15 protein-coding genes are annotated in these 23,627 nt (G+C 57.5%); 5 read left to right on the top strand and 10 right to left on the bottom strand.

Going from position 1 to position 23,627, the window contains the following annotated elements:
• The first annotated feature begins 14 nt into the window (after positions 1-14).
• On the top strand, positions 15-1,157 hold the full coding sequence (locus HH216_RS00180; RefSeq protein WP_169548949.1) for a pyridoxal phosphate-dependent aminotransferase: 1,143 nt from the start codon (positions 15-17) through the stop codon (positions 1,155-1,157).
• Between the two features lie 95 nt (positions 1,158-1,252).
• On the opposite strand, the gene HH216_RS00175 is transcribed toward HH216_RS00180, so the two are convergent.
• Together HH216_RS00175 and HH216_RS00170 are read right to left on the bottom strand one after the other, a co-directional pair.
• Positions 1,253-9,079, bottom strand: a complete 7,827-nt coding sequence (locus tag HH216_RS00175) for a hypothetical protein (protein WP_169548948.1) — start codon at positions 9,077-9,079, stop codon at positions 1,253-1,255.
• Positions 9,080-9,144: 65 nt separating this feature from the next.
• Positions 9,145-11,961 (bottom strand): beta strand repeat-containing protein, encoded by a 2,817-nt coding sequence (locus HH216_RS00170; protein WP_169548947.1) that lies wholly within the window; start codon positions 11,959-11,961, stop codon positions 9,145-9,147.
• A gap of 677 nt (positions 11,962-12,638) precedes the next feature.
• On the opposite strand from HH216_RS00170, the gene aroB reads away from it, so the two are divergent.
• On the top strand, positions 12,639-13,688 hold the full coding sequence (gene aroB, locus HH216_RS00165; protein WP_169548946.1) for a 3-dehydroquinate synthase: 1,050 nt from the start codon (positions 12,639-12,641) through the stop codon (positions 13,686-13,688).
• Positions 13,689-13,876: 188 nt separating this feature from the next.
• The gene (locus HH216_RS00160) at positions 13,877-14,410 is read left to right on the top strand and encodes a DUF4136 domain-containing protein (RefSeq protein WP_169548945.1); all 534 of its coding nucleotides are present in this window, start codon (positions 13,877-13,879) and stop codon (positions 14,408-14,410) included.
• A 210-nt stretch (positions 14,411-14,620) separates the two neighbouring features.
• Here HH216_RS00160 and gldA read toward each other — a convergent pair whose 3' ends face one another.
• On the bottom strand, positions 14,621-15,559 hold the full coding sequence (gldA, locus tag HH216_RS00155; protein WP_169548944.1) for a gliding motility-associated ABC transporter ATP-binding subunit GldA: 939 nt from the start codon (positions 15,557-15,559) through the stop codon (positions 14,621-14,623).
• 97 nt (positions 15,560-15,656) lie between these two features.
• Between gldA and HH216_RS00150 the strand changes: the two genes are divergently transcribed.
• Positions 15,657-17,339, top strand: a complete 1,683-nt coding sequence (locus HH216_RS00150) for an amino acid permease (RefSeq protein ID WP_169548943.1) — start codon at positions 15,657-15,659, stop codon at positions 17,337-17,339.
• A gap of 187 nt (positions 17,340-17,526) precedes the next feature.
• On the opposite strand, the gene HH216_RS00145 is transcribed toward HH216_RS00150, so the two are convergent.
• The gene (locus HH216_RS00145; protein WP_169548942.1) at positions 17,527-18,252 is read right to left on the bottom strand and encodes a class I SAM-dependent methyltransferase; all 726 of its coding nucleotides are present in this window, start codon (positions 18,250-18,252) and stop codon (positions 17,527-17,529) included.
• Positions 18,253-18,329: 77 nt separating this feature from the next.
• On the opposite strand from HH216_RS00145, the gene HH216_RS00140 reads away from it, so the two are divergent.
• Positions 18,330-18,731, top strand: a complete 402-nt coding sequence (locus HH216_RS00140) for a phage holin family protein (RefSeq protein WP_169548941.1) — start codon at positions 18,330-18,332, stop codon at positions 18,729-18,731.
• A gap of 70 nt (positions 18,732-18,801) precedes the next feature.
• Here HH216_RS00140 and HH216_RS00135 read toward each other — a convergent pair whose 3' ends face one another.
• From HH216_RS00135 to moeB, 6 genes are all read right to left on the bottom strand, one after another.
• Entirely contained in the window at positions 18,802-19,467 is a 666-nt protein-coding gene (locus HH216_RS00135) for a zinc metallopeptidase (protein WP_169548940.1), read from the bottom strand.
• A gap of 208 nt (positions 19,468-19,675) precedes the next feature.
• A complete protein-coding gene (locus tag HH216_RS00130) occupies positions 19,676-20,095 on the bottom strand; it encodes a DUF2147 domain-containing protein (protein ID WP_169548939.1) in 420 nt (139 codons plus the stop codon).
• 190 nt (positions 20,096-20,285) lie between these two features.
• The gene (gene rfaE2, locus HH216_RS00125) at positions 20,286-20,765 is read right to left on the bottom strand and encodes a D-glycero-beta-D-manno-heptose 1-phosphate adenylyltransferase (protein ID WP_169548938.1); all 480 of its coding nucleotides are present in this window, start codon (positions 20,763-20,765) and stop codon (positions 20,286-20,288) included.
• Between the two features lie 17 nt (positions 20,766-20,782).
• Positions 20,783-21,853: a lysylphosphatidylglycerol synthase transmembrane domain-containing protein gene (locus tag HH216_RS00120; RefSeq protein WP_169548937.1), complete on the bottom strand. Its 1,071-nt coding sequence runs from the start codon at positions 21,851-21,853 to the stop codon at positions 20,783-20,785.
• Between the two features lie 60 nt (positions 21,854-21,913).
• Positions 21,914-22,267, bottom strand: a complete 354-nt coding sequence (panD, locus tag HH216_RS00115) for an aspartate 1-decarboxylase (RefSeq protein WP_169548936.1) — start codon at positions 22,265-22,267, stop codon at positions 21,914-21,916.
• A 131-nt stretch (positions 22,268-22,398) separates the two neighbouring features.
• Positions 22,399-23,535: a molybdopterin-synthase adenylyltransferase MoeB gene (moeB, locus tag HH216_RS00110; RefSeq protein WP_169548935.1), complete on the bottom strand. Its 1,137-nt coding sequence runs from the start codon at positions 23,533-23,535 to the stop codon at positions 22,399-22,401.
• Positions 23,536-23,627 lie beyond the last annotated feature (92 nt).

Raw genomic sequence — 23,627 nt, 5'->3', positions numbered from 1 at the left:
CTTAGTCTCCCGGTATGTCATTCAATCGTCGCGACTGGCTCCGCACCAGTTTGTTATCCGGCCTGAGCCTGGCAGCTGCCCCGGCCGCTTTCTGTGAACCCGAGGGCGACCCGGCTCTGTGGCTGGAACCCGGTAAGAAAGGTGCACTCAAGGCCCGGCTGTCGGCCAACGAAAACCCGTACGGGCCGTCGCCAAAAGCCCTGAAAGTGATTACCGAAGCCGCCCCCGACGGATACCTGTACGCGATGGAGTACGCCAAACAGTTTAAGAAAATGGTGGCCGACGCTGAAGGTGTTCCGGAAGAGTGCGTGCTGCTGGGAGCCGGGTCTGGCGAACTGCTAACGGCGTCTTCCCTCTGGGCAGCGTACCGGCCCAATGCCGGTCGGACCATCGTTGCGCCCGATCCGACGTTCGATCAGCTACCCCGCGCGGCCGTCAAGCACGGTATCACGATGGACCGGGTGCCGCTCGTCGCTGCCGATGGATACGACATCAACCTGAACAAACTGAATGAGCGGGTTGGCAGTCAGACCGGCATGGTATACCTGTGCAACCCCAACAACCCTACGGCCATTACGGTCGATCCGGCGAAGCTGCGGGCGTTCTGCGAATCGGTCGGTGCAAAAACACCGATTCTGGTCGACGAAGCCTACATCGACTACACCCCCGACCCGAAGGCCTATTCGATGGTCGATCTGGTGAAGAAAGGGGCTAACGTTATTATCACCCGGACGTTCTCGAAAGTACACGGCTTCGCCGGACTCCGGACAGGGTACCTGATCGCCAAACCTGAACTGGTGGAGCAGATCAGTAAATTCTCCACGGGCGGCAGCGGACTGAGCATGACCACGCTACGGGCGGCCATGGCCAGTTTGCAGGACAAAGACTTTATCAAGTATTCGCTGGGTAAAACCCAGGAGTCGAAAGATTACCTGTACGGTGTACTAAAACAGCACAGTTATGAACCGCTACCGTCGGGGGCCAATTTTGTTATGTTCCCCATTCGGATGAAAGGCGAAGACTTCGTAGCGCGTATGATGGAGCAGGGCGTCAGCATTCGGCAGTGGAAATTTGACGGTCAGTACTGGTGCCGGGTTAGCCTGGGTACTATGCCGCAGATGCAGGCATTCGCCGATGGACTGAAGCTGGTCTCCTGATTGCAGCAGCCGGTTTACGCCATCAACTCCTTAAACAAGCAACGCCCCGACTGGAATCCAGTTGGGGCGTTGTCGTTTGGTCAATGCGGTCGACCTTACCGGCTACTGATCTTTTTACCGGTAACTGGCGGGCAGAATGTCGCTACGCAGGTAAATGGTATCGTAGCGGTTGCCGTCGTAGTGCTTTCGATGCCTGCATTATCAAGAACCCGGAACGAAATGACCGATGTACCCACGCCGTTTGCGTCGTTGGCCGGGTCAAGATGGACGGGTAGATTGCTGGCCGCTATGATACCTCCTACCGGGAAGGTAGCCGCTGTGTAAGCGGTGTTGCCGATGTACAGCGTCGTTGTGTAGGTCGGGAAGCTAACGTAATGGATGGAAGCTACCGTGCCATCGGGATCCGTTCCTGTCAAACTAGACGGCGGTACCGTTATCGCGTTTGTGCCGCCGGGGTTTGCCCGTGCTACCAGAGTTGTCGACGTCGGTGTTGGCAGTTGCTCGATACCGAAGTTGGCGATCGGTGTTGCCGTTGCTGTCACCGTTATCGACGTAATACCGTTGGGTGTACCATCACCGGCCGGTGCAGTGCCTTCGCCGGTGAAGGTGTAGCCCGTAGGCACCGACGCTGCGGGTGGCGCGGCACCGACTACGGCGGAGGTTGTGCTCAGCCGTACATCATACGTGCCGGGGGCTACGTTGTCGAAGCGATAAGTACCCGTTGGCGATACGCTCACTGACGCGACAACCGTGTTGTTGCCATTGACCAGCGCGACGAACAGACCACCGGCATTGGTACCCGTACCGTTGATGGTGTTGTCTGTCAGACCGTTCGGGTCGCTGAACACAGTACCTCCGATAGACGGCGTGACGGTGAAGCTGACTACGCTGGTAGTACAGGTCGCCGGAGTAAGCTTATCGCAGAGCTGGTAGGCGACGGTATAGCTGCCCGGGGCGGTGCCAGCGGCTACGCTCAGGCTGCCCGTGGTGGTGTTGAGCGTCACGCCAGTGGGATAAGTACCCACTTGCGCTATCGTCGCATTACCACCGTTACCCAGCGTGGCGGGCTGCCCGTTAACCACGTCGTTAGCCGCTACGTTGGCCACTGCTGTACCACCGGTGCCGCTGCTGACGGTGCCTGCGTCAGGCGAAGCGGTGACCGAAGGGGTGACAGTGATAACGGCAGTGGTCGTGGTACAGGTGGGCGTGCTGAGCTTGTCGCAGAGCTGGTAAGCGACCGTGTACGAACCGGGTGCCGTACCCTGAGCCACCGAGAGGGAGCCGGTAGCGGGGTTGAGCGTCACACCCGGTGGGTAGGTACCCACCTGAGCGACGGTCGCGTTGCCGCCATTACCCAGCATAGCAGGTTGCCCGTTGACTACATCGTTAGCCGCTATGTTAGCCACTGCCGTGCCGCCCGTGCCACTGCTGACCGTGCCTGCATCGGGCGAAGCGGTGACCGAAGGGGTGACAGTGATGACCGCGGTAGTGGTAGTACAGGTGGGCGTACTGAGTTTATCACACAGCTGGTAGACCAATGTATACGAACCCGGGGCGGTACCCTGAGCTACAGAGATTGAGCCAGTCGTCGTACTCAGGGTGATGCCTGCTGGGTAAGTGCCCACACTGGCCACCGTAGCATTGCCGTTGGTACCCAGCGTAGCAGGCTGGCCGTTAATGAGGTCATTAGCGGCTACGTTAGCTACTGCCGTACCACCGGTGCCACTGCTGACGGTGCCTGCGTCAGGGGATGCCGTGAGTACGTATGTGAACGGTACGCTTACCGAAGCCGTGGTGGCGGTGCTACTCTCGACGCCCGCATTGTCGATGACCCGGAAGGGAATCACCGCTGTTACTGCGCCGTCAACCGGGTCAAGACGTACCGTCGTGCCGGTCACCGCTGTTACGCCCCCCGCCGGGAAGTTGGCCGAGGTATAGGTCACAGTACCAATGGTCAGACTGGTGGTATTGGTGGGGAAAGCGGTGTAGCGGATGCTGGCGATAGTGCCGTCAGGATCAGTACCGGTGAAACTGCTGGGAGCGATGGTGACGCCGTTGGTGCCACCGGGATTGGCCTGCGAAGCCAGTGTCGACGAGGTTGCCGTTGGTAACTGGTCGAGACCGAAGTTAACTCCGCTGACGTTGGCCGTGGTCAGCGTGACCGAGGTGACACCGTTGGGCGTACCGTCGCCAGCCGCTGCCGTGCCCTCGCCGGTAAATACCCAGTTGGCCGGGGCCGAAGGGGCCGGGGCGGTGGCGCCCACGGTGGCTGAGGTAGTGCTGAGCCGCACGCTGTAGCTGCCCCCGTTGAGAGCTGCAAAGCTATAGGTGCCGGTGCTGGCTACGCTGGTGACAGCGATGACCGTACCGCTGGCCGCATCGGTCAGGATGGCGAAGAGCCCCCCGGCATTAGTGCCCGTACCGTTGATGGTGTTGTCGGTTAGTCCGTTACCGTCGTCGAAGACGGTGCCCGACAGGGTGAGCGTAGTGAAAGGCACGCTCACCGATCCGGTGGTGGTGCTTTCCACCCCGGCATTGTCGATGGCCCGGAACGGGATCACGGCCGTCACCGCCCCATCGATGGGGTCGATGGCAACCGCTGTTCCGGTGGCGACGGTAACGCCCCCGGCGGGGAAGTTGGCCGATGTGTAGACCGTCGAGCCAATGGTGAGACTAGTGGTGTTGGTGGGGAAGGCCGTGTAGCGGATACTAACCACAGTGCCGTCGGGGTCGGTGCCGGTGAAGCTGGCGGGCGGTACAACGACGCCAGTGGTGCCGCCGGGGTTAGCCTGGGCTGTCAGGGTGCTGGAGCTAGAAACAGGTAACTGATCAAGGCCGAAGTTGACGCCCGAGACACTGGCCGTGGTCAGAGTGACCTGGGTGCTGCCGTTGGGCGTGCCATCGCCAGCCGCTGCCGTGCCCTCGCCGGTAAACGTCCAGCCCGTAGGCACACTGACAGCCGGGGCGGCACTGCCCACTGCGACCGTCGTCGTGCTGAGCCGCACGCTGTAGACGCCCGTGGCCACATTGCTGAAGCTGTAGACGCCCGTGGCGGGCAGGGCCTGCACGGCCGCTACGTTGCCCGTCGCGTCGACCAGGTTGACAAACAACCCCCCTGCGTTGGTGCCCGTGCCGTTGATGAGGTTGTCGGTCAGGCCGTTGCCATCATCGAAGACGGTGCCTGATACGCTCAGTCCGGTGAAGGGCACGCTGAGCGTGCCCGTGGTCGTACTCTCCTGGCCGGCATTGTCGATGACCCGGAAGGGGATCACCGCCGTCACGTTGCCATCGGTGGGGTCAATGATCACGGCCGTGCCCGTTGCTGCTGTCACTCCACCAGCGGGGAAAGTGAGGGCGGTGTACAAGGTTGTGCCGATGGTCATCGAGGTAACGTTCGACGGGAAGGCGGTGTAGCGGATGCTGGCAACGGTGCCGTCGGGATCGGTGCCGGTGAAGCTGGCGGGGGGGATGCTGACCCCGTTGATGCCGCCGGGGTTGGCCTGCGAAGCCAGCGTAGCGGTGGTAGGGGTCGGCAACTGGTCAAGGCCGAAGTTGACCCCCGTCAGACTGGCGGTGTTGGTCAGGGTGACCTGGGTGCTGCCGTCGGGCGTACCGTCGCCGGCTGGGGCCGTGCCCTCACCGGTGAAGGTGTAGCCCGTGGGCACCGAGGCTGCCGGTGGGGCAGCGCCCACCACGGCGGAGGTGGTGCTCAGGCGGACCGAGTAGGTGCCTGCCGTCAGGCCGGTGAAGCTGTAGGCCCCACTGCTGTTGACCGGTACACTGGCCAGCACGGAGGTCGAGGCTGCGTTGGTGAGGATAGCGAACAGGCCCCCTGCGTTGGTGCCTGTGCCGTTGACCAGATTATCGGTCAGACCGTTGGCGTCGTTGAAGACCGTACCGGAGAGGGTTGGGGTAACGGTGAAGGTGGCGATGGCGGTGCTACAGGTGGCGGGGGTGAGCTTATCGCAGAGCTGGTAGGTGACCGTGTAGGAACCGGGGGCGGTACCGGCGGCTACGGAGAGCGAGCCGGTGGTGGTGTTGAGGGTGACGCCGGCGGGGTAGGTGCCTACCTGGGCGACGGTCGCGTTGCCACCCGTGCCCAGCGTAGTGGGTTGTCCGTTGACAAAGTCGTTGGCGGCTACGTTAGCGACGACGGTGCCGCTGGTAGCTGCGCTGATGGTGAGGCCCGCATCGGGGTTGGCTACCACAGCGGCTGTGACCGTCAGGCTGACGATAGCGGTGCTGCAAGTAGTAGGCGTCAGCTTATCGCACAGCTGGTAAGCGACGGTGTAGGAGCCGGGGGCGGTACCTTGTGCCACCGAGATAGATCCGGTAGTGGTATTTAGGGTGATGCCCGCTGGGTAAGTGCCCACCGTAGCCACGGTCGCATTACCACCATTGCCTAGTGTAGCGGGCTGGCCGTTGACTACGTCGTTGGCCGCTACGTTGGCCACCGCTGTACCACCGGTACCACTGCTTACGGTACCTGCGTCAGGCGTAGCCGTAACGGATGGCGTAACGGTAATGACGGCGGTAGTGGTGGTACAGGTGGGCGTGCTGAGTTTGTCGCAGAGCTGGTAGGCCACTGTGTATGATCCCGGGGTGGTACCCTGAGCTACAGAGATTGAGCCGGTCGTCGTATTCAGGGTGACGCCCGTGGGGTAAGTGCCCACTGTGACCACCGTAGCATTGCCGTTGGTGCCCAGCGTAGCAGGCTGGCCGTTGATGAGGTCATTAGCCGCTACGTTAGGGACGGCTGTACCACCCGTGCCTGCACTGGCCGTACCGGCGTCCGGTGATGCCGTGAGTACGTAGGTGAAGGGTACACTGACACTAGCCGTATTGGCACTTTCTACCCCTGCGTTATCGATGACCCGGAAGGGGATCACCGCTGTAACCGCCCCATCTTTGGGGTCAAGACGTACCGTCGTGCCGGTCACGGCGGTTACTCCCCCGGTCGGGAAGTTGGCGCTGGTGTAAACCGTGCCGCCAATCGTAAAGCTATCGACATTGGTGGGGAAGGCCGTGTAGCGGATGGCGGCAACGGTGCCGTCGGGGTCGGTGCCGGTGAAGCTGCTGGGGGCGATGGTGACGCCATTGGTGCCGCCGGGATTCGCCTGCGCTGTTAGTGTACTACTGGTCGACACGGGCAGCTGCTCGATGCCAAAGTTGACCCCCGTTACGCTGGCCGTAGCCGTCACCGTTACGTTTGTGATGCCATTTGGTGTGCCATCACCTGCGGTGGCGATGCCTTCGCCCGTAACGGTATAGCCTGCTGGTACCGAAACTGCTGGAGCAGCACTACCTACCGTAGCAGTACTAGTGCTTAGCTGTATTTGATACGTCCGGGCAGTAAGACCGGTGAAACTATACGCACCAGCGCTTGATACGGCTGCGTTGGCTACCACAGTGCCGCTGGTCGCATCGGTCAGGATTACGAATAAGCCCCCTGCGTTGGTGCCCGTGCCGTTGATAGCATTGTCAGTAAGGCCGTTAGGGTCGCTGAAGACGGTACCCGATAGCAGCGGAGCTACGCTGAAAGTGGCGACGGCGGTCGCACAGTTAACGGGTGTCAACTTGTCGCAGAGTTGGTAGGCGACCGTGTAGGAGCCCGGTGCGGTACCGGCCGTTACCGATAGGCTACCGGTGGTGGTATTAAGTGTCACGCCCGTTGGGTAGGTGCCCACCTGGGCGACGGTGGCGTTACCACCCGTGCCCAGTGTAGCCGGCTGACCATTAACAAAGTCGTTGGCCGCTACGTTGGCGACGACGGTGCCACTTACCCCTGCACTGATCGTAATACCCGCATCAGGATTAGCGCAGGGAACAATTAGTACTACAAAGGGCGATGTTTTGGAAAAACACGTGCCGTCGGTGAAGGACGCGTAGTAGGTGCCCGACCGCAGGGCCGTTACGTCACTGATGCGGTTGGCTGCGGTAGCCGTAGCACTCGAATGCCAGGTCAGTGTAGTCGACGTAGGACGATTGGTGGCTGTGATACCGCTGATGTCGGCACTGGTAGCTGGACAGGTCGAGGTGACGGCGGTGGTACTGAGTACGGGCTGGATGACCTCGAAGAACTGGATGTCGTCCAGCGCGAAGTCATTACCATTTCCCGCATTCGCGTTGCTGATCAGCTCGAATTTGATCGAGCTTGTCGAAGCCGTAAAACTTAGTGAGTAGGGTAACCATGTCAGGGTACTGGTAGCGGCAATATCCCCGGTAGAAACAGACGTCAGAATGTTATTGGCACCGTCTCGTACCTGAAGGATGAGATTTGGTTTTATCTCGCCCGTACCAAGTACTGCCTGATTGAAAATGTTCGTAATATACGTTCGTAGCGAATACTGTCGCCCCACTGTCAGGCCGGAAACGGGCTGAGTGTAAGCAATCTGGTTAGGGTTAGAGCCGTTGATTAACAGCATCCTTCCGTTAGGGTTACCTGTATGGTCGGGGCCGTGAAGCCATACGTTCTGCGTAGCAAAATCGTCGCCTTGGTCGGGGTTGTTTACAATGCCATAGGAGCCATCGTTGATCGGGTCGGTGCTGGTATACGTATAGCCGGGTACGGTCGTGGTGGAGAGTGGTGGACCGAAACCTACGCCTGCTCCGAAGTCTTCGTTGAAAAACAGTATCTGCGAGTTACAGAGATCGGTTGTCACCAGGAAGGGTACGCCCACATTGCCGGTGGTGGTGCCTTCCTGACCGGCGTTGTCGATGAGCCGGAAGGGAATGTTGGCCGTTACATTTCCGTCGACGGGATCGAGAAGAACCGTTGTACCTGTGGTCGCGGTAACGCCCCCAGTCGGGAAGTTGGCACTGGTATATACCGTTGCCCCGATCGTAAGGCTGGTGGTGTTAGAAGGAAAGGCCGTGTAACGAACCGCCGAAATGGTGCCGTCGGCGTCCGTACCAGTAAAACTGGATGGAGGAACAGTGTAGCCGGTTGTCGTACCAGTGGTATTGGCTCGGGCGCTTATGGTCAGGCTCGTAGGTACGGGCAGCTGATCGAGGCCGAAGTTGACTCCGGCGACACTGGCCGTGGTTAGTGTGACCTGCGTGCTGCCGTTGGGTGTGCCGTCGCCGGCGGTGGCGGTGCCCTCGCCCGTAAACGTCCAGCCTGTGGGCACACTGACAGCCGGGGCGGCACTGCCCACCGCGACCGTCGTCGTGCTGAGCCGCACGCTGTAGACGCCCGTGGCCACATTGCTGAAGCTGTAGACGCCCGTGGCGGGTAGGGCCTGCACGGCCGCTACGTTGCCCGTCGCATCAACCAGGTTGACAAACAGCCCCCCTGCGTTGGTGCCCGTGCCGTTGATGAGGTTGTCAGTTAGCCCGTTGCCGTCGTCGAAGACGGTGCCTGATACGCTCAGTCCGGTGAAGGGCACGCTGAGCGTACCCGTGGTCGTACTCTCCTGGCCGGCATTGTCGATGACCCGGAAGGGGATCACCGCCGTCACGTTGCCATCGGTGGGATCAATGGTCACGGCCGTACCCGTTGCTGCTGTCACTCCGCCAGCGGGGAAAGTGAGGGCGGTGTACAGGGTTGTGCCGATGGTCATGGAGGTAACGTTCGATGGGAAGGCGGTGTAGCGGATGCTGGCTACGGTGCCATCGGGGTCGGTGCCGGTGAAGCTGGCGGGGGGGATACTCACCCCGTTGGTGCCGCCGGGGTTGGCCTGCGAGACCAGGGTGGCCGAGGTGGGGGTGGGCAACTGGTCGAGACCGAAGTTGACACCACTGAGGTTGGCCGTTGTCAAGGTGACCGAAGTGATACCATTGGGCGTGCCGTCACCGGCGGCAGCGGTGCCCTCGCCGGTAAATACCCAGTTGGCCGGGGCCGCGGGGGCCGGGGCGGTGGTACCGATGGTAGCCGAGGTGGTGCTGAGCCGCACGCTGTAGCTGCCCCCGTTGAGGGCCAAGAAGCTATAGGCACCGGTGCTGGCTACGGGGGTGTTGGCGATGACCGTACCGCTGGCCGCGTCGGTCAGGATGGCGAAGAGCCCCCCGCGTTGGTACCCGTGCCATTGATGGTGTTGTCGGTCAGGCCGTTGGCGTCATCGAAGACGGTACCTGATAGGGTGAGCGTAGTGAAAGGCACGCTCACCGATCCGGTGGTGGTGCCCTCCTGGCCGGCATTGTCGATGACCCGGAAAGGGATCACCGCTGTCACGGCGCCGTCAACCGGGTCAAGACGTACCGTCGTGCCCGTCACCGCCGTGACGCCCCCGGCCGGAAAGTTGGCCGAGGTGTAGGCCGTAGTGCCAATGGTGAGGCTGGTGGTATTGGTGGGGAAGGCGGTATAGCGGATGCTGGCTACGGTGCCATCGGGGTCGGTGCCGGTGAAGCTGGCGGGGGGGATACTCACCCCGTTGGTGCCGCCGGGGTTGGCCTGCGAGACCAGGGTGGCCGAGGTGGGGGTGGGCAACTGGTCGAGACCAAAGTTGACGCCACTGAGGTTGGCCGTGGTTAGCGTGACCGAAGTGACACCATTAGGCGTGCCATCACCGGCGGCTGCGGTGCCCTCGCCGGTGAATACCCAGTTGGCCGGGGCCGCGGGGGCCGGGGCGGTGGTACCGATGGTGGCCGAGGTGGTGCTGAGCCGCACGCTGTAGCTGCCCCCGTTGAGGGCCGAGAAGCTGTAAGCACCGGTGCTGGCTACGGGGGTGTTGGCGATCACGTTGCCTGTGGCGGCATCGGTCAGGATAGCGAAGAGCCCGCCCGCGTTGGTACCCGTGCCGTTGATGGTGTTGTCGGTCAGGCCGTTGGCGTCATCAAAGACAGTACCCGACAGAGTGAGCGTAGTGAATGGTACCGAGACGGTACCGGTGGTGGTGCTTTCCTGGCCGGCATTGTCGATGACCCGGAAAGGGATCACCGCTGTCACGGCGCCGTCAACCGGGTCAATGGCGATCGTGGTTCCGGTGGCGACGGTGACACCGCCCGCCGGGAAGTTGGCTGACGTGTATACTGTAGCGCCGATGGTTAGGCTGGTGGTATTGGTGGGGAAGGCGGTATAGCGGATGCTGGCTACAGTGCCGTCAGGATCGGTGCCGGTGAAGCTGGCGGGGGAGATACTCACCCCATTGGTACCGCCGGGGTTGGCCTGCGCGGCTAGCGCCGAAGAAGTAGGCGTGGGTAACTGGTCGAGACCGAAATTAGCGTTTGTAATGCTGGTTGTCGTCAGCGTGACCGAGGTGACCCCGTTGGGCGTACCGTCGCCAGCGGCTGCGGTGCCCTCCCCGGTAGCTGTCCAGTTGGCGGGCAGGCTAACGGCGGGCGGGGTCGATCCTACAACGGCAGATGTGGTACTTAAACGAATGGAGTAAGTATTCGCTGCGAGCCCTGTAAAACTATACGTACCATTGGTGCTAACAACGGCGTTTGCTAGTACTGATGTTGACGCGGCATTGGTAAGAATCGCAAAAAGACCACCTGCGTTGGTGGCTGTGCCGTTGATGAGGTTATCGGTGAGTCCGTTGGCATCATCGAAGACCGTACCTGAAATGCCAATAGAAAATGGCATGCTAATCGTGTTCGATGTAGCGCTCGGAACCAGCGCGTTATCATACACCGTGTATGGAAACGTCGCCGTAACAACTCCATCGGCCGGATCCAGTGTAACCAGCGATGGGTTAAAGCTACTGATGATTATACTACTGGTAACGGCTGTACCATTGTAGTAAAGCGTACCGTTAGTCGCAGGACCTAAGCCCACCCGGCGTCCAGACAAACCCTGTGCATAAGTGCCATCTTCAGGATCAGTTCCTGTAAAAGCAGCCGTTGGTACGTTTACTGTGTTTGTGCCGCCCGGATTAAGCTGATTAGCTGCTGTATAGTTGGAGCCGCTGGGGATTTGATCAATGGCAAAATTGACATTATTGGCTGTTGGGCTGGCCGTGGTTAGTGTTAGCGACGTTGTTCCGTCGGGCGTACCATCGCCCCCTGTAGCGGTACCTTCGGCAATAGTGGTCCAGTTTGCTGGTAAGGAAGCTGCCGGAGCTAGTGTCAGGCTACCCGGTGGAGTAGTGCTGAGGATAACTCTGGGATTGGCGTTGGCTGCGCTGAAACTGTACGTCCCGGAGTTGCTGACAATTGTGCTGGCCAGAATCGTTGCTGTAGCACTGCTGGCATCGGTCAAGTAAGCATACAGGGGCGTGCTGGGTGTGGAACCAGCCGTTGTATTGATTGGCGTTCCATCAATGGTATTGTTCGTTAAGCCGTTGGCGTCATCGAATACCGTGCCCGACAATGAAAACGGCGACTGGAGCGACACGCCCAGTAGCCAGCGGTCGCCAGTGTATACGCCTGTGCCTGTGTAGGCAGTTCCTTTACCATCCCCGCGCAGGTAAACTCTAAATGTAAGTGAGGTAATATTAGTACCTGTAACCAACACACTACCGCAGGCTCCTCCTGTACCACACGCTGCGGCTAGTGTTCCCCCCGAGCCCTGATTATTAATCTGATTGCCGGAAACAACAAGTTCGCTAGAACCAGATAACTTGCTGAGCGCAACGCTGGCCGGGCCACCAACTGACGTTAACGTAAATTCGGTAGAAAATCCTTCGGTTCCATACGTGCCACCAAGACCAACAAAGTCCAGTACCGGGTTGGTAACTGGCTGGCTGAATGTGACAGTCATCGTGCCGAAATCATTTCGTGCTGAGACGCTGGTCGCTGGCAGCGCTTCAGCGGCTGTAAATAGAGTGAAGCTGTAGTTAGTGGCTACATCGATACCCGTTCCGGCCGGTCCATTTGGATTAGACGTGAATTGGGCGTTTGTACCACCACCAACGGCTGACATTAAACTATAGACCGTTGTAGGGACTGCTGCCTTTGATGCCGATCCCTGAGAAGTACCGAAACTTAATCCCGCGCCCGTCGATGTAGTCGTACCTCCCCCCCCGTGATAGCCAGATAGACTTGGTCGGAAAGCGAAACCGAAACCGTTATGGGCGTTGTGTACGATCTGAATGTTGTACCAGACGTATTCTGAAGCAGCGTCAGGGCCTGCGTTACTGTGGTTGCCGCCGTAATCGTTGTGTTTGGATTCGGGCCGTTCGGGTTTGTGGTAAAACTGCCCGACGAGAGCTCCAGCTCATTCTGCGCGAATGACTGTGTAGTTACGAACAGGCTTAGTAGCAAGAAAACAAGTGCTCCTGCTGTTCGTATCAGCCAGTGGTGTACACATTGGTACCGGCTCAATGAAGTAGTAATAAGGTGCTTGTAAAGTGTATTCACGTTACGATCGTTACGAAGGTGGGTATTGTTGTAACTATCTGATTTAGTCTGGTATACAGACAGGTGCTATTTCAAAAAGTTACTGTACGTTAGTTACTGGTAAGTATGAGCGAGCAAATTCTAAGCCATAATCGGAATCGGTTAACTCGTAGCTGGATAAGCAGTATTTTGAGCGACTGGACGGTGATTAAATAGCGTACCTGTCTGTCAATCGCCGGATTACCAGCTTACTTTTACAGCATGTCTCAAGTATCTATTGCGCCACTAGCAGAAAGCCTGCCTGCTTTTCTGGAATCTGCTGATTATTCAGCCATTACGCTCATCGCCGACAATCATACATACCGGCACTGCTATCCGCTGGTAAAACCGCTGCTGCCGAAGCACACCGTAATTCGGATCAAAGCCGGGGAGGAGCAAAAAAATCTGGCTACCTGCGAACAGATCTGGCACACCCTGACCCGTGCCAATGTCGACCGGCATGCGCTGGTGCTAAATCTGGGTGGGGGAGTTATCGGTGATATGGGCGGGTTCTGCGCAGCCACTTACAAGCGGGGAATTGCCTTTGTACAGCTCCCAACCACGCTGCTGTCGCAGGTTGATGCCAGTGTAGGCGGCAAACTCGGTATCGATTTTCAGGGCTTCAAAAACCATATCGGCATTTTTCAATTGCCCGACGCCGTGCTGATTGATGCGGCTTTCCTGAAAACCCTGCCCGAACGCGAACTGCGCTCTGGTTTTGCCGAAGTCATCAAGCACTGCCTGATCGCCGATGCCGCCATGTGGAACACCATCCGGGTGCGGGATCTAGACGAGCAGGACTGGCCCGCGCTTATTCGGCATTCCGTAGCGGTGAAGGAAAAAATCGTTCTGGAAGACCCGCGCGAACAAAGTGTACGCAAAACGCTCAACTTCGGCCATACGCTGGGCCATGCGGTCGAAACGTATTTCCTGACCAAACCCGGTAAGACCAGTCAGCGGCTGCTGCACGGCGAAGCCATCGCCGTTGGTATGATAGCGGAAGCGTATATCGCCTGGAAAAAGCAGTTAATTGACGAATCGCTGCTCAGCCAAATCGAAGAATATCTATTCGCCGTATATGGTCGGGTACGGATTGCGCCCGCCGATATCGAGCCGATTCTGAATCTGACGTTGCAGGACAAAAAAAACCGGAACAGTCAGGTTCGGATGGCCCTGCCCGACGGCCCCGGTCACTGCGCGTACGACGTGCCGGTTACCGCTGTCGAGATGCGCCGGGCGCTGGCGTTTTACAACGGGGAAGAAGCTGTGTAGACGGACCGTTCAGGACCGTTTACTCGAAAGGAAAGAGGCTTTTCGGGCTGGGGTCAGACGTATACTAGAAAAAAGGAGGCATTCGGTTGTTTGCCAAACAATTACAAGTAAATTTGACTTAAGTCAGGAGTTGTTTTTAGTACGCGTAATCCAAGTAAAGATTGATTGAAACTTTTACAGCACTTAGCATGAAGACCTGCATTGGAGTCCTCTTTACCCTGGCCGTATTGACAATGGCGAGTTGTTCGCCCAGCCGGTTGTTTGTCGAACACGATTACAGTTATGAGGGGCACTTCAAAAACTACGAGTCGTTCAATTTTCTGGAGTGTGAGTTTGTCGATTCAACGCTGCTCTGTTCCGATATTCAGGATGCCATTCGTCACCAGATGGAAGCGCGTGGCTACCGGGTCAGTAACCGGAGCCCGAATCTGCTGATCTCGTACAACATCTTCCGGTCCGATCTGCGGTTTCGGGGGTATCAACAACCGGTTATCAAAGACTGGGTAGTTCGGGAAGACGACGATGCGACGTACAAGCGGATCGACTACAACCTTGACGAAGGCACGCTGATGATTTCGCTGATCGACGCCGAATCGTACCAAGTGATCTGGAAAGGATATGCGTCGAAGATGATGCGCAATCAGAATTTCAAGAATAACTACTTCAAAGGGATCGTCCGCTCGATCTTCGATCAGTACCCGCTGATGGCGACAGTGAAGTAAGTTTTCGGTATGCAGTTTTCTGTTTACGGTTCAAAAGCCCGAAACTCCACTGATGTTTCGGGCTTTTCCGTGTGTAGCCTGGCGGTGTGTAGCCTAGACGTCCACGTCCGGGTGCCCGTCAGGGCAACTACGCAAGGCGGCAGCTTTGTTGGTCGTCATCGCGCCCATCCGGACGTGGACGTCCAGGCTACATAGACCCGCTACCTACACTTACTGCGTGAGCGACTTGAAAATACCTTCCAGCGAAGTTTCCTGCTGACGAAGCCCTACCAGCGTCAGGTTCTGATCGGCGGCCAGCCGAAACACCGCCGATCGCAGATCGGTGTTTGCCGAAGCGGTCAGGCGGTACAACCCATTGCCCAGCGATTCGACCGCCGTTACGCCCGGCAACGTCAACACATCGGGATTGGGTAGTTCCCGTTCAAATTCCGCGACTACGATGGTCGATTCGGCCAGACCACCTCCGGCCGACGCACGCAACTGACTTAGCGGACTGTCGGCTACAATCTGCCCCCGGTTGATGATGATAACCCGGTCGCACAGGGCTTCGACTTCCTGCATGATATGCGTCGAAAACAGCACCGTTTTGTCGCGCCCGGCGTCGCGGATTACCTGCCTGATTTCGGTCAGCTGATTGGGGTCGAGGCCGGTCGTTGGTTCGTCCAGAATCAGTACGGGCGGGTTGTGTAACATGGCCTGCGCCAGCCCAACCCGTTGCCGGTACCCTTTCGACAACTGGCCGATGCGTTTATGCTGCTCACGCCCGAGCCCGACCCGCTCGATAATATCGACGATTCGGCGGCTCAGTTCACCACCCGACAGGCCGTGTAGCGAACCAGCAAACCGCAGGTACTCTTTTACGTACAGGTCGAGGTAAAGCGGGTTGTGTTCCGGCAGATACCCGACACTCCGGCGCACGTCCATCGACTGCGTTCGGACGTCGAAGCCGTTGACCTCGACTGTGCCAGTGGTGGGGGGAAGATAGCCGGTCGCGATCTTCATCGTCGTGGATTTGCCCGCGCCATTGGGCCCCAGAAAGCCAACGATTTCGCCGGGCTGCGCCGAAAACGAAATCGCATCGACGGCCCGCTGCGGCTGACTGCCCGACTGGGAATATACTTTGCTCAGGTCCAGAACCCGGATCGACATACGATGTGCTTTTGGGATACTAACGCACAAAAAACGGAAAGTATCTTTACTTTTAGTGGTTTAACGCGAAACAGGCCGGTTTTTGCCGCTCATCAACATGTCTCTTTTCAGAAAAAAAACTGTTTCCCAGATCCTGACAGACGCCGAGAAAGGGGAAGCAGGTACGATGGTCAAGACGCTCGGCGTTCGTGACCTGACCTCGTTCGGTATTGCCGCCATCATCGGAGCCGGTATCTTCAGCACCATCGGTCTGGCCAGTTACAACGGTGGTCCGGCGGTGTCGCTGCTGTTTGTGTTCACGGCGATCGCCTGCGTATTTACGGCCCTGAGTTACGCGCAGTTCGCCAGCACAGTACCTGTCAGCGGTAGTGCGTACACATACGCGTATGTAGCCTTCGGCGAAATCTTCGCCTGGGTGATCGGCTGGGCGCTGATTCTCGAATACGCCGTCAGTAACATGGTCGTCGCGATTTCATGGTCGGAATATTTTACGTCGATGCTGGCGGGTTTCGGCATCCTGTTTCCCAAATATTTAGCCATCGACTACGGGTCGGCATCGCGTGCTTACGACCTGGTGCAGCAAACCACACAAGCCGGGAAAGCCGTGTCGACGTTACCCGACAATACGCGTGTGCTGGCCGATGCCTTTGCCGCAGCCCCATCGATTGGTGGGCTGAAACTGATTGCCAACCTGCCCGCCGGGGCCGTGACGGTGCTGATTACGGCACTGGTATACATCGGTATCAAAGAGTCCAGAACCGCCAGTAATATTCTGGTTATTCTGAAACTGGCCGTGATCGGACTGGTGATTGCCGTTGGCGCGTTCTACGTCAAACCCGCCAACTGGTCGCCTTTTGCACCAAATGGCATTTCGGGGGTACTGAGTGGAGTAGCGTCGGTGTTTTTCGCGTTTATCGGCTTCGACTCCATCTCGACTACGGCCGAAGAGTGCAAGAACCCGCAGCGCGACCTGCCCCGCGCCATGCTGTACTGCCTTGGTATCTGTACAATTCTATACGTGCTGATTACGCTGGTACTAACGGGGATGGTCAATTATAAGGAACTTGGTGTCAGCGATCCGCTGGCGTATGTATTTCAGAAGGTACAGCTCGACTTCGTAGCGGGAGTTATCTCGGTCAGTGCCGTCGTCGCCATTACGAGTGCGCTGCTGGTGTATCAACTGGGGCAGCCGCGCATCTGGATGACCATGAGCCGCGACGGCCTGCTCTGGAAGCGTTTCGCCACGATTCACCCCAAATTCAAAACACCGTCGTTTGCTACCATCATCACCGGGATTCTGGTCGCCGTGCCGTCGATGTTTATGGATTTGAAGTTCTTCGTTGACCTGACCAGCGTGGGTACGTTCTTCGCTTTTATCCTGGTCTGTGCTGGTATCCTGTTTCTCGACGCGAAAGGGCTATCGACCCAGTCGAAATTCAAGGTTCCGTATGTCAACGGCAAGTACATCATTGGGCTGGTTCTGCTCGTCGTGCTGACCGAATCACTGCTCAATAGCCATCATCTGCTCGAAACGCTGGAAGCAAAACCACTGCTGGGTGTGTTCTGGCTCGTGTGGGCGGTACTGGCGGTGATGGGCTATCAGCGCAATTTCTCGCTGTTGCCCGTGATCGGCATCCTGACCAACCTGTACCTAATGACCGAACTCGGTGCCAGCAACTGGCTGATTTTTGTAATCTGGCTCGTAATCGGTCTGGTTATCTACTTCTCCTACGGCTTCCGCCACAGCAAGCTGGCACAATCAGAAGCCGTTTCTGCGTAGGTTACTAGTGGAACGCAGATCAATATGATGTCAATAAATCAAAGTTGATTTAACACAGAGCCACGGAGATCTCAGAGTTTCAACTAACTGATAACTGGTTGTATTACCACTGATTTATCTCGGCGTTCTCTGTGACTCTGTGTTGAATTATTTTACTCTGGTGCTTAGTAATCAGCTTTATATCACTCTACTTCCCGAAAAATAGAATATGCTGCTGTGGTAGTCGCTCGTCGGTTTTTAGTAGCCGTAGTCCTACCGCTTTCAGTTCGTTTGATGCCTGCGCGATACTCAGTTTGTGCAGGGGTTTGATCGGTACGGCGGGGTCCTCGGCCCGGTACTCCACCAACACAATTCGTCCGCCCGGCTTCAGCGCATCGGCAAGGTGCTGCATCATCTCACGGGGATACGAAAACTCGTGGTAGGCATCGATCATAATGGCCAGATCAATGCTGTTGGACGGCAGTTTAGGGTTACTTTCTGTTCCCAGAATCGGCTGTACGTTGGTAGCCTTGCGTTTCGCTCGTCCTTCGTTCAGGTACTCAATCATTTCCGGCTGGATATCGACGGCTAGCACACGGCCCTGCGATACTTTCGGGGCCATCAGAAACGAGAAAAATCCGGTGCCAGCACCAATGTCGGCCACTACGTCGGTTGGTTTGAGTTGCAGGGCTTTCAACAACAGGTCAGTGCGTTCTTCCTGTTCGCGCTCCGGCCGTTCGAGCCACGACGCGCCGAGGTGCCCCATTACCTGCGCAATCTCCCGTCCCTTGTAGAACTTGCCTGTTCCGTCGCGGCTCGCATCCTGATACTGATAGACCGTGTCTGCGCGCGTTGTCTGGGCGGGCTGCTGCTGCGACGAGCCCTGTCCGCAGGCCGAAAGGGTAGTGACAAGAAGAATGAGGAGCCGGTACATAGGGCGTCAGGATTGATTTACTGGGTAAACCATCCGTTTAGGGAAACAGTTGTCCTGAAAACCAATCCCCCATTGCCATGAACTTTATTCTCCATTTGCTGCTGGATGCAGCCGTCATTTTCGGGTTGGCCTACCTGATGCCCCAGATCGATGTCAAAAACTTCGGTACGGCACTGTTGATCGCTTTTCTGCTGGCGGTACTCAATTACTTTGTTGGCTGGATCATTCGCGTACCCCTTGATCTCGTTACCTTTTTCCTGCTGAGCGGACTGGTCAGGTTGGTGGTAACGGCCCTGATGCTCAAACTGATCGACAAGTTTATGGACAGCTTTACCATCGCCGGGTTCTGGCCTGCGCTGGTTATCGCCGTTGCTGTCGCCGTGGCTGGTTCGCTGATCGATCGGTCGGCACCGTCGGAGGAAATGGTTAAGTCGGGTTATGTAGTGATGGAACATGCTAAGATCTGGCTCGCTGCCTGACCGCAGTACTCCAAAAACGAAACGCCACCGACTGCAAAGCCGGTGGCGTTTTTGTGTGTCACAAGTTCGATTAGTCGCTACGACGACCGCCCGATAGCAGGCTGGCGTAGTAGAGCAGCGTGGCAAGCGAGCCTAGTGCGGCAACGACGTAAGTCATCGCGGCCCACCACAGGGCATCTTTCGCCATACCGTATTCACGCTGATTGACCACGTTGCGGGTCTGAATCCAGGCCAGTGCCCGGCGGCTTGCGTCGAACTCAACGGGCAACGTTACGAAACTGAACAGGGTCGTCAGCGCAAACAGACTGACGCCAATAATCAGCGGGATAGGCGTTGTGTTTAGCAGGAAAATACCCGCCAGAATAATCCACTGCATATACTGCGATGAAATCGTCAGGGCCGGTACCAACGCCGACCGCAGTTTCAACGGGGCATACGCCTGCTGGTGCTGCACCGCGTGGCCGCATTCGTGAGCCGCTACGGCTGCCGCTGCTACGCTCCGCCCGTAATAAACGTCGTTGCTCAGGTTAACGGTCTTTTCCTGTGGGTTATAGTTGTCGGTCAGCATACCCTCCGTCGACACAACCCGCACGTCGTAGATGCCGTTTTCGTTCAGCATCTGCTGAGCAATCTCTGCTCCACTCAAGCCGTTGCTAAGGCCAATCTGCGAATATTCGTTGAACTTACTCTTCAAACGCCAGCTGACAAACGCGCTGAGGCCGAAGATTACGATCATTAAAAGCCAGGGTGAAATCATAGGTGTTTAATCCGTTTTTAATAGTGCGAACATGCGTCGCCTTCCCTACTAAAACAAGAGAAACCGCAAAAGTGTCCCAAGACAGTCACCATTTATCATGCGCCGGTACCGTTCGCCCCAAGAAAAAGCCCCCGCTCGAATGAGCGGGGGGCTTTACCGTAAACCGTAAACTGAGAACTGTAAACCGTTACCCCACCCGGGTCATTACAAACCGCTTGTGGAGAAATTTGATGCCTTTGTAGATAGTCACCGTCAGCGCCTGCGGGTTTTCCATCGTCAGTTCGACGTCCAGATGCGTGCCTGTCTTGGGGTGAATCATTTCACCATTCGACCAGTTCTCGCCGTCGAACGCAAGGTTGGTAATGATGATCTTGTCTTTCGCCAGGCCGTAGTTTTTCTGCCCGGCGTGATCGACTTCCGCAACACGGGCGAAGTAGCGGTCACCGATCCGAAACACATCTACGCTGGAGCCTTTCGTTGGAAAAAGCCACCGACCCAGAATCCGATCACCGGTACGGTCGACCGACGAGCGGCCGGAGATGGGGATGGCCAGTAACAGAAAGAGCAGCGTAAGCTGAACTAAACGGATGTTGATAAGCAGCAGCATAGATCAGTAGTCGTGTTGTTTTTTGTAGCCCGATTGCGAAGTCGAGAATTAGGGGTAACTCCGCAGATGAGGTCAGTAAAGCTACTAAATTGGGCGTTTAGTCGAGCATAAAGCTAGATTAAAAACGTCCCAGATAGCGGCACTCGTATAAAACTAACGATCGGCAATACTAACTGTTTAGCCGTCAGGCCTAGAAACTTTCTTTGATCCGGGCAATCAGCGAGGTCGTGGAGTAGCCCGGAACCAGTGCAACCGTTTCGACGCGGCCACCGTTGCCCAGTACAAAATCGGCTCCAACAATCGTACTGATTGAATAGTCGTTGCCCTTCACCAGAATATCGGGCCGGACGGCTTCGATCAATTCCAGCGGAGTCGGTTCATCAAACAAGGTAACGGCGTCGACAAATTCCAGCGCGGCCATCAGCCGGGCGCGGGCGTACTCGTTCACAACCGGGCGCAGCGGCCCTTTGATCCGGCTCACAGATGCGTCGGTGTTCAGACCCAGAATCATGCGCTGACCTAGGTTCCGGGCTTTTTCGAGATAGTCGATGTGGCCGAGATGGACAATGTCGAAACAGCCGTTGGTGAAGACAATGGCCTGACCGTCGGCACGCCAGGCATCGGCCTGTGCAACGGCCTGCTCACGGGTTAAAATCTTTGATTCAGTCATATCAGTCGACGGTGGGGCTACTTCTGAAGCCGGATCGCATTGGGGTCGGTCAGTACATCGTCGGTGCGGGCCATGCTGCGGCTTTGGCGGGTCAGTACGTACAAAATACTGGCTACGCCCAGCAGAATAATCATCAGGGTCGACACGCCGTGGATAAACGTCGCCAGAATCTGCCCGTCCTGACTGGTCAGGCCGTAGAGCAGGGCTACCTGCCCAACCAGCAGGTGAAACGAACCGATACCGCCGGGGGTCGGTGCCGCCATACCCAGCGTACCGACGACCAGAATCGTAAGACCCGCCAGCGGACCCAGATTGGCCGTGGCTGGTAGGGCGAAAAACAGCGTGTACGACATCAGATAGTACATCGTCCAGATGAGCAGCGTATGGAAAACAAACGCCCCCGGCCGACGGAGTTTACGCACGCTCATCAGCCCGGCGAGCAGGCCGTTCAGAAAAGCGGCTACTTTCTGGTAAAGCGGGTGTTGGCCCAGCGCCGTACGATAGCGGGTAAACAGAAACCAGCCCAGCAGCCCCAGCCCGGCTACCACGACACCCGCCAGCAGCAGCACGCCGGTGCCGCTCGTTCCTTTGGGGAGTTTGCCGCCAAGAAATTCCGTGAAAAACTGGCTGAGCCGATCAAACTCCAGTACAAACGTCATTGCCAGCAGGATCACCAGCATCAGCAGGTCGAACAGGCGTTCGGCCACAACCGTCCCGAAGCTGACGTTTACCGGCACCGGCGTACCCGTCCGGCCGGTCAGGCGGTAAAGCGTGCCACAGCGGGCAACTTCACCAGCGCGGGGCAGGGCCAGATTCGCCAGATAACCCGTCAGCACGCTGGCCGTTGCGTCGAGCGATGACGGCACTACGGGCACAACCGGTTCCAGCAGCGTACGCCAGCGTTCGGCCCGGCTCCAATGGGCCACAATCGTCAGCACGGCCGACACCAGCACCCAGCGGTAATCGGCCGATTCGATTTTACGCCATAGATCAGCCGCGTCGATGTGACTTTGCTGGAACGTAAACCACAGCAGACCGCCCGCAATGCTCAGCGAAAGGACGTACTTAATGATGTTCTTGATATTCATACGTGGAGGAAGAACGGGTGGAAACGAATCGGTGCTAGTTGAAGCAGATAGCCGGTGCGATTAGCCGTTTACCAGCCGATTGTTTTCGTCGGGAAAAACGACGGTTGGTTTGTGGGTGCGGGCTTCCTCGTCGCTCAGCATCGTATACGCAATGATGATGATGATGTCGCCAACCTGCGCCCGCCGGGCAGCGGCACCGTTGAGGCAGATGATGCCCGACCCGCGCTCGCCCTTGATGACGTAGGTAATAAGCCGTTCGCCGTTGTTGTTGTTGACGATGTGAACCTGCTCATTTTCAAGCAGTCCGGCAGCATCCATGAGGTCTTCGTCGATGGTGATACTACCGACATAATTAAGCTCCGCCTGCGTGACGCGCACCCGGTGAAGCTTGGACTTCAGCATTGTAAGAAACATAATTCAGAAAAGAAATCGTTGATTGACCCGTCAGCGACGCGGCAAAGGTACAGGGAATTCATAAAACGGCAGGCGGGATGCCGATTAACCTTCGTCAATCAACATCCCGCCTGCTAAATTCGTGCCTGTGGCTAGTATACGGCCATCTCGGGTTCGATATCCCGCGCCCAGGCGTTGATACCGCCGTCGAGATTGTACAGGTTCGTTAAGCCTTCCTGCGCATACAGGTACTGCACCACATTGCTCGACCGCATACCGTGGTGGCAATAAACCACGACGGGCCGATCGGTTGGGATGCGTTTGCGATTGTTGGGGATCATACCCACCGGAATCAGTGTGGCCCCGTCGAGGTGGCACAGGTCGTATTCGGGTCGTTCGCGAACGTCGAGCAGGAAGATATCGTCGCCTTTGCTGAGCCGGTCGGCCAGTTCCTGCACCGACATTTTCTGCGGTCCAACGTCCGTAGTGGGGGTTCGGTTGCCGGTAGCCAGCCCCTGCCGGGCCAGTTCTTCTGCGTCGGCCCGGCGCCTGGTCCGGATTTTTTGCTGATTCATACTCAGCAGATCGATCATCAGCAATTGCTGTGTCAGCGGCTGACCGATGCCTGTAATCAGCTTGATGACTTCGTTGGCCTGATAGGTGCCGATGACGCCCGGCAGCACACCCAGTACACCGGTGTCGTTGCAGTTCGGGATTTCGAGGTCGTTGGGGTATTCGGGAAACAGACAGCGATAGGTAGGCCCCCGCTGTCCATTGCCGAGGTCGGCGTTCAGAATGGCAACCTGCCCCTCAAAACGGTGAATTGCTCCGTACACAAACGGCTTGCCCAGCGACACACACACGTCATTGACCAGATACCGCACCTTAAAATTATCGGTACAGTCGACCACGATGTCGTATTCCTGAATAACCGTCCGGGCGTTGCCGGTATCGAGGGCTGACGTGTAGGTGTCGAACGTCAGGTCGGGGTTGAGCCGGTTCAGGTGCGAGACGGCCGTTTTTACTTTCGGCTTGCCCACCTCGTCGGTCGTGTAGAGCACCTGCCGTTGCAGGTTGCTCAGGTCCACCACGTCGGGGTCGATTACGCCGATTGTGCCAACGCCAGCCGCCGTCAGGTAGAGCAATACCGGACACCCCAGCCCACCGGCTCCTACGACCAGTACGCGGGCATTTTTCAGCCGCAGCTGGCCAGCGGTGCCAAGTTCGGGCAGGTTCAGGTGTTTCTGGTAACGCTGTTTTTCGGCGGGGACAAGGGTAGTCGCTTCCATTAGTCAGTTGTCGTTCAGCAACGGTAATCTGTCGCTATAATCCAACAGTAATCTGTTATTGAAAATTGCACCTCACGCTAACTATTCGTGGT

The sequence above is a fragment of the Spirosoma rhododendri genome (assembly GCF_012849055.1).
In the GTDB taxonomy this organism is placed as follows: Bacteria; Bacteroidota; Bacteroidia; order Cytophagales; family Spirosomataceae; genus Spirosoma; species Spirosoma rhododendri.
The sequence above is the reverse complement of the archived record's forward strand: the minus strand, read 5'-3'. Positions and strand labels throughout refer to the sequence as shown.

What these genes read in the sequence shown, in the direction of transcription:
- HH216_RS00180 (WP_169548949.1), top strand. Translation starts at nt 15, where the DNA reads ATGTCATTCAATCGTCGCGACTGGCTCCGCACCAGTTTGTTATCCGGC.
- HH216_RS00170 (WP_169548947.1), bottom strand. Translation starts at nt 11,961, where the DNA reads ATGTCAGCCGTTGGTGGTGGTACAAACGCCCAATTCACGTCTAATCCA.
- aroB (WP_169548946.1), top strand. Translation starts at nt 12,639, where the DNA reads ATGTCTCAAGTATCTATTGCGCCACTAGCAGAAAGCCTGCCTGCTTTT.
- HH216_RS00160 (WP_169548945.1), top strand. Translation starts at nt 13,877, where the DNA reads ATGAAGACCTGCATTGGAGTCCTCTTTACCCTGGCCGTATTGACAATG.
- gldA (WP_169548944.1), bottom strand. Translation starts at nt 15,559, where the DNA reads ATGTCGATCCGGGTTCTGGACCTGAGCAAAGTATATTCCCAGTCGGGC.
- HH216_RS00150 (WP_169548943.1), top strand. Translation starts at nt 15,657, where the DNA reads ATGTCTCTTTTCAGAAAAAAAACTGTTTCCCAGATCCTGACAGACGCC.
- HH216_RS00145 (WP_169548942.1), bottom strand. Translation starts at nt 18,252, where the DNA reads ATGTACCGGCTCCTCATTCTTCTTGTCACTACCCTTTCGGCCTGCGGA.
- HH216_RS00140 (WP_169548941.1), top strand. Translation starts at nt 18,330, where the DNA reads ATGAACTTTATTCTCCATTTGCTGCTGGATGCAGCCGTCATTTTCGGG.
- HH216_RS00135 (WP_169548940.1), bottom strand. Translation starts at nt 19,467, where the DNA reads ATGATCGTAATCTTCGGCCTCAGCGCGTTTGTCAGCTGGCGTTTGAAG.
- HH216_RS00130 (WP_169548939.1), bottom strand. Translation starts at nt 20,095, where the DNA reads ATGCTGCTGCTTATCAACATCCGTTTAGTTCAGCTTACGCTGCTCTTT.
- rfaE2 (WP_169548938.1), bottom strand. Translation starts at nt 20,765, where the DNA reads ATGACTGAATCAAAGATTTTAACCCGTGAGCAGGCCGTTGCACAGGCC.
- HH216_RS00120 (WP_169548937.1), bottom strand. Translation starts at nt 21,853, where the DNA reads ATGAATATCAAGAACATCATTAAGTACGTCCTTTCGCTGAGCATTGCG.
- panD (WP_169548936.1), bottom strand. Translation starts at nt 22,267, where the DNA reads ATGTTTCTTACAATGCTGAAGTCCAAGCTTCACCGGGTGCGCGTCACG.
- moeB (WP_169548935.1), bottom strand. Translation starts at nt 23,535, where the DNA reads ATGGAAGCGACTACCCTTGTCCCCGCCGAAAAACAGCGTTACCAGAAA.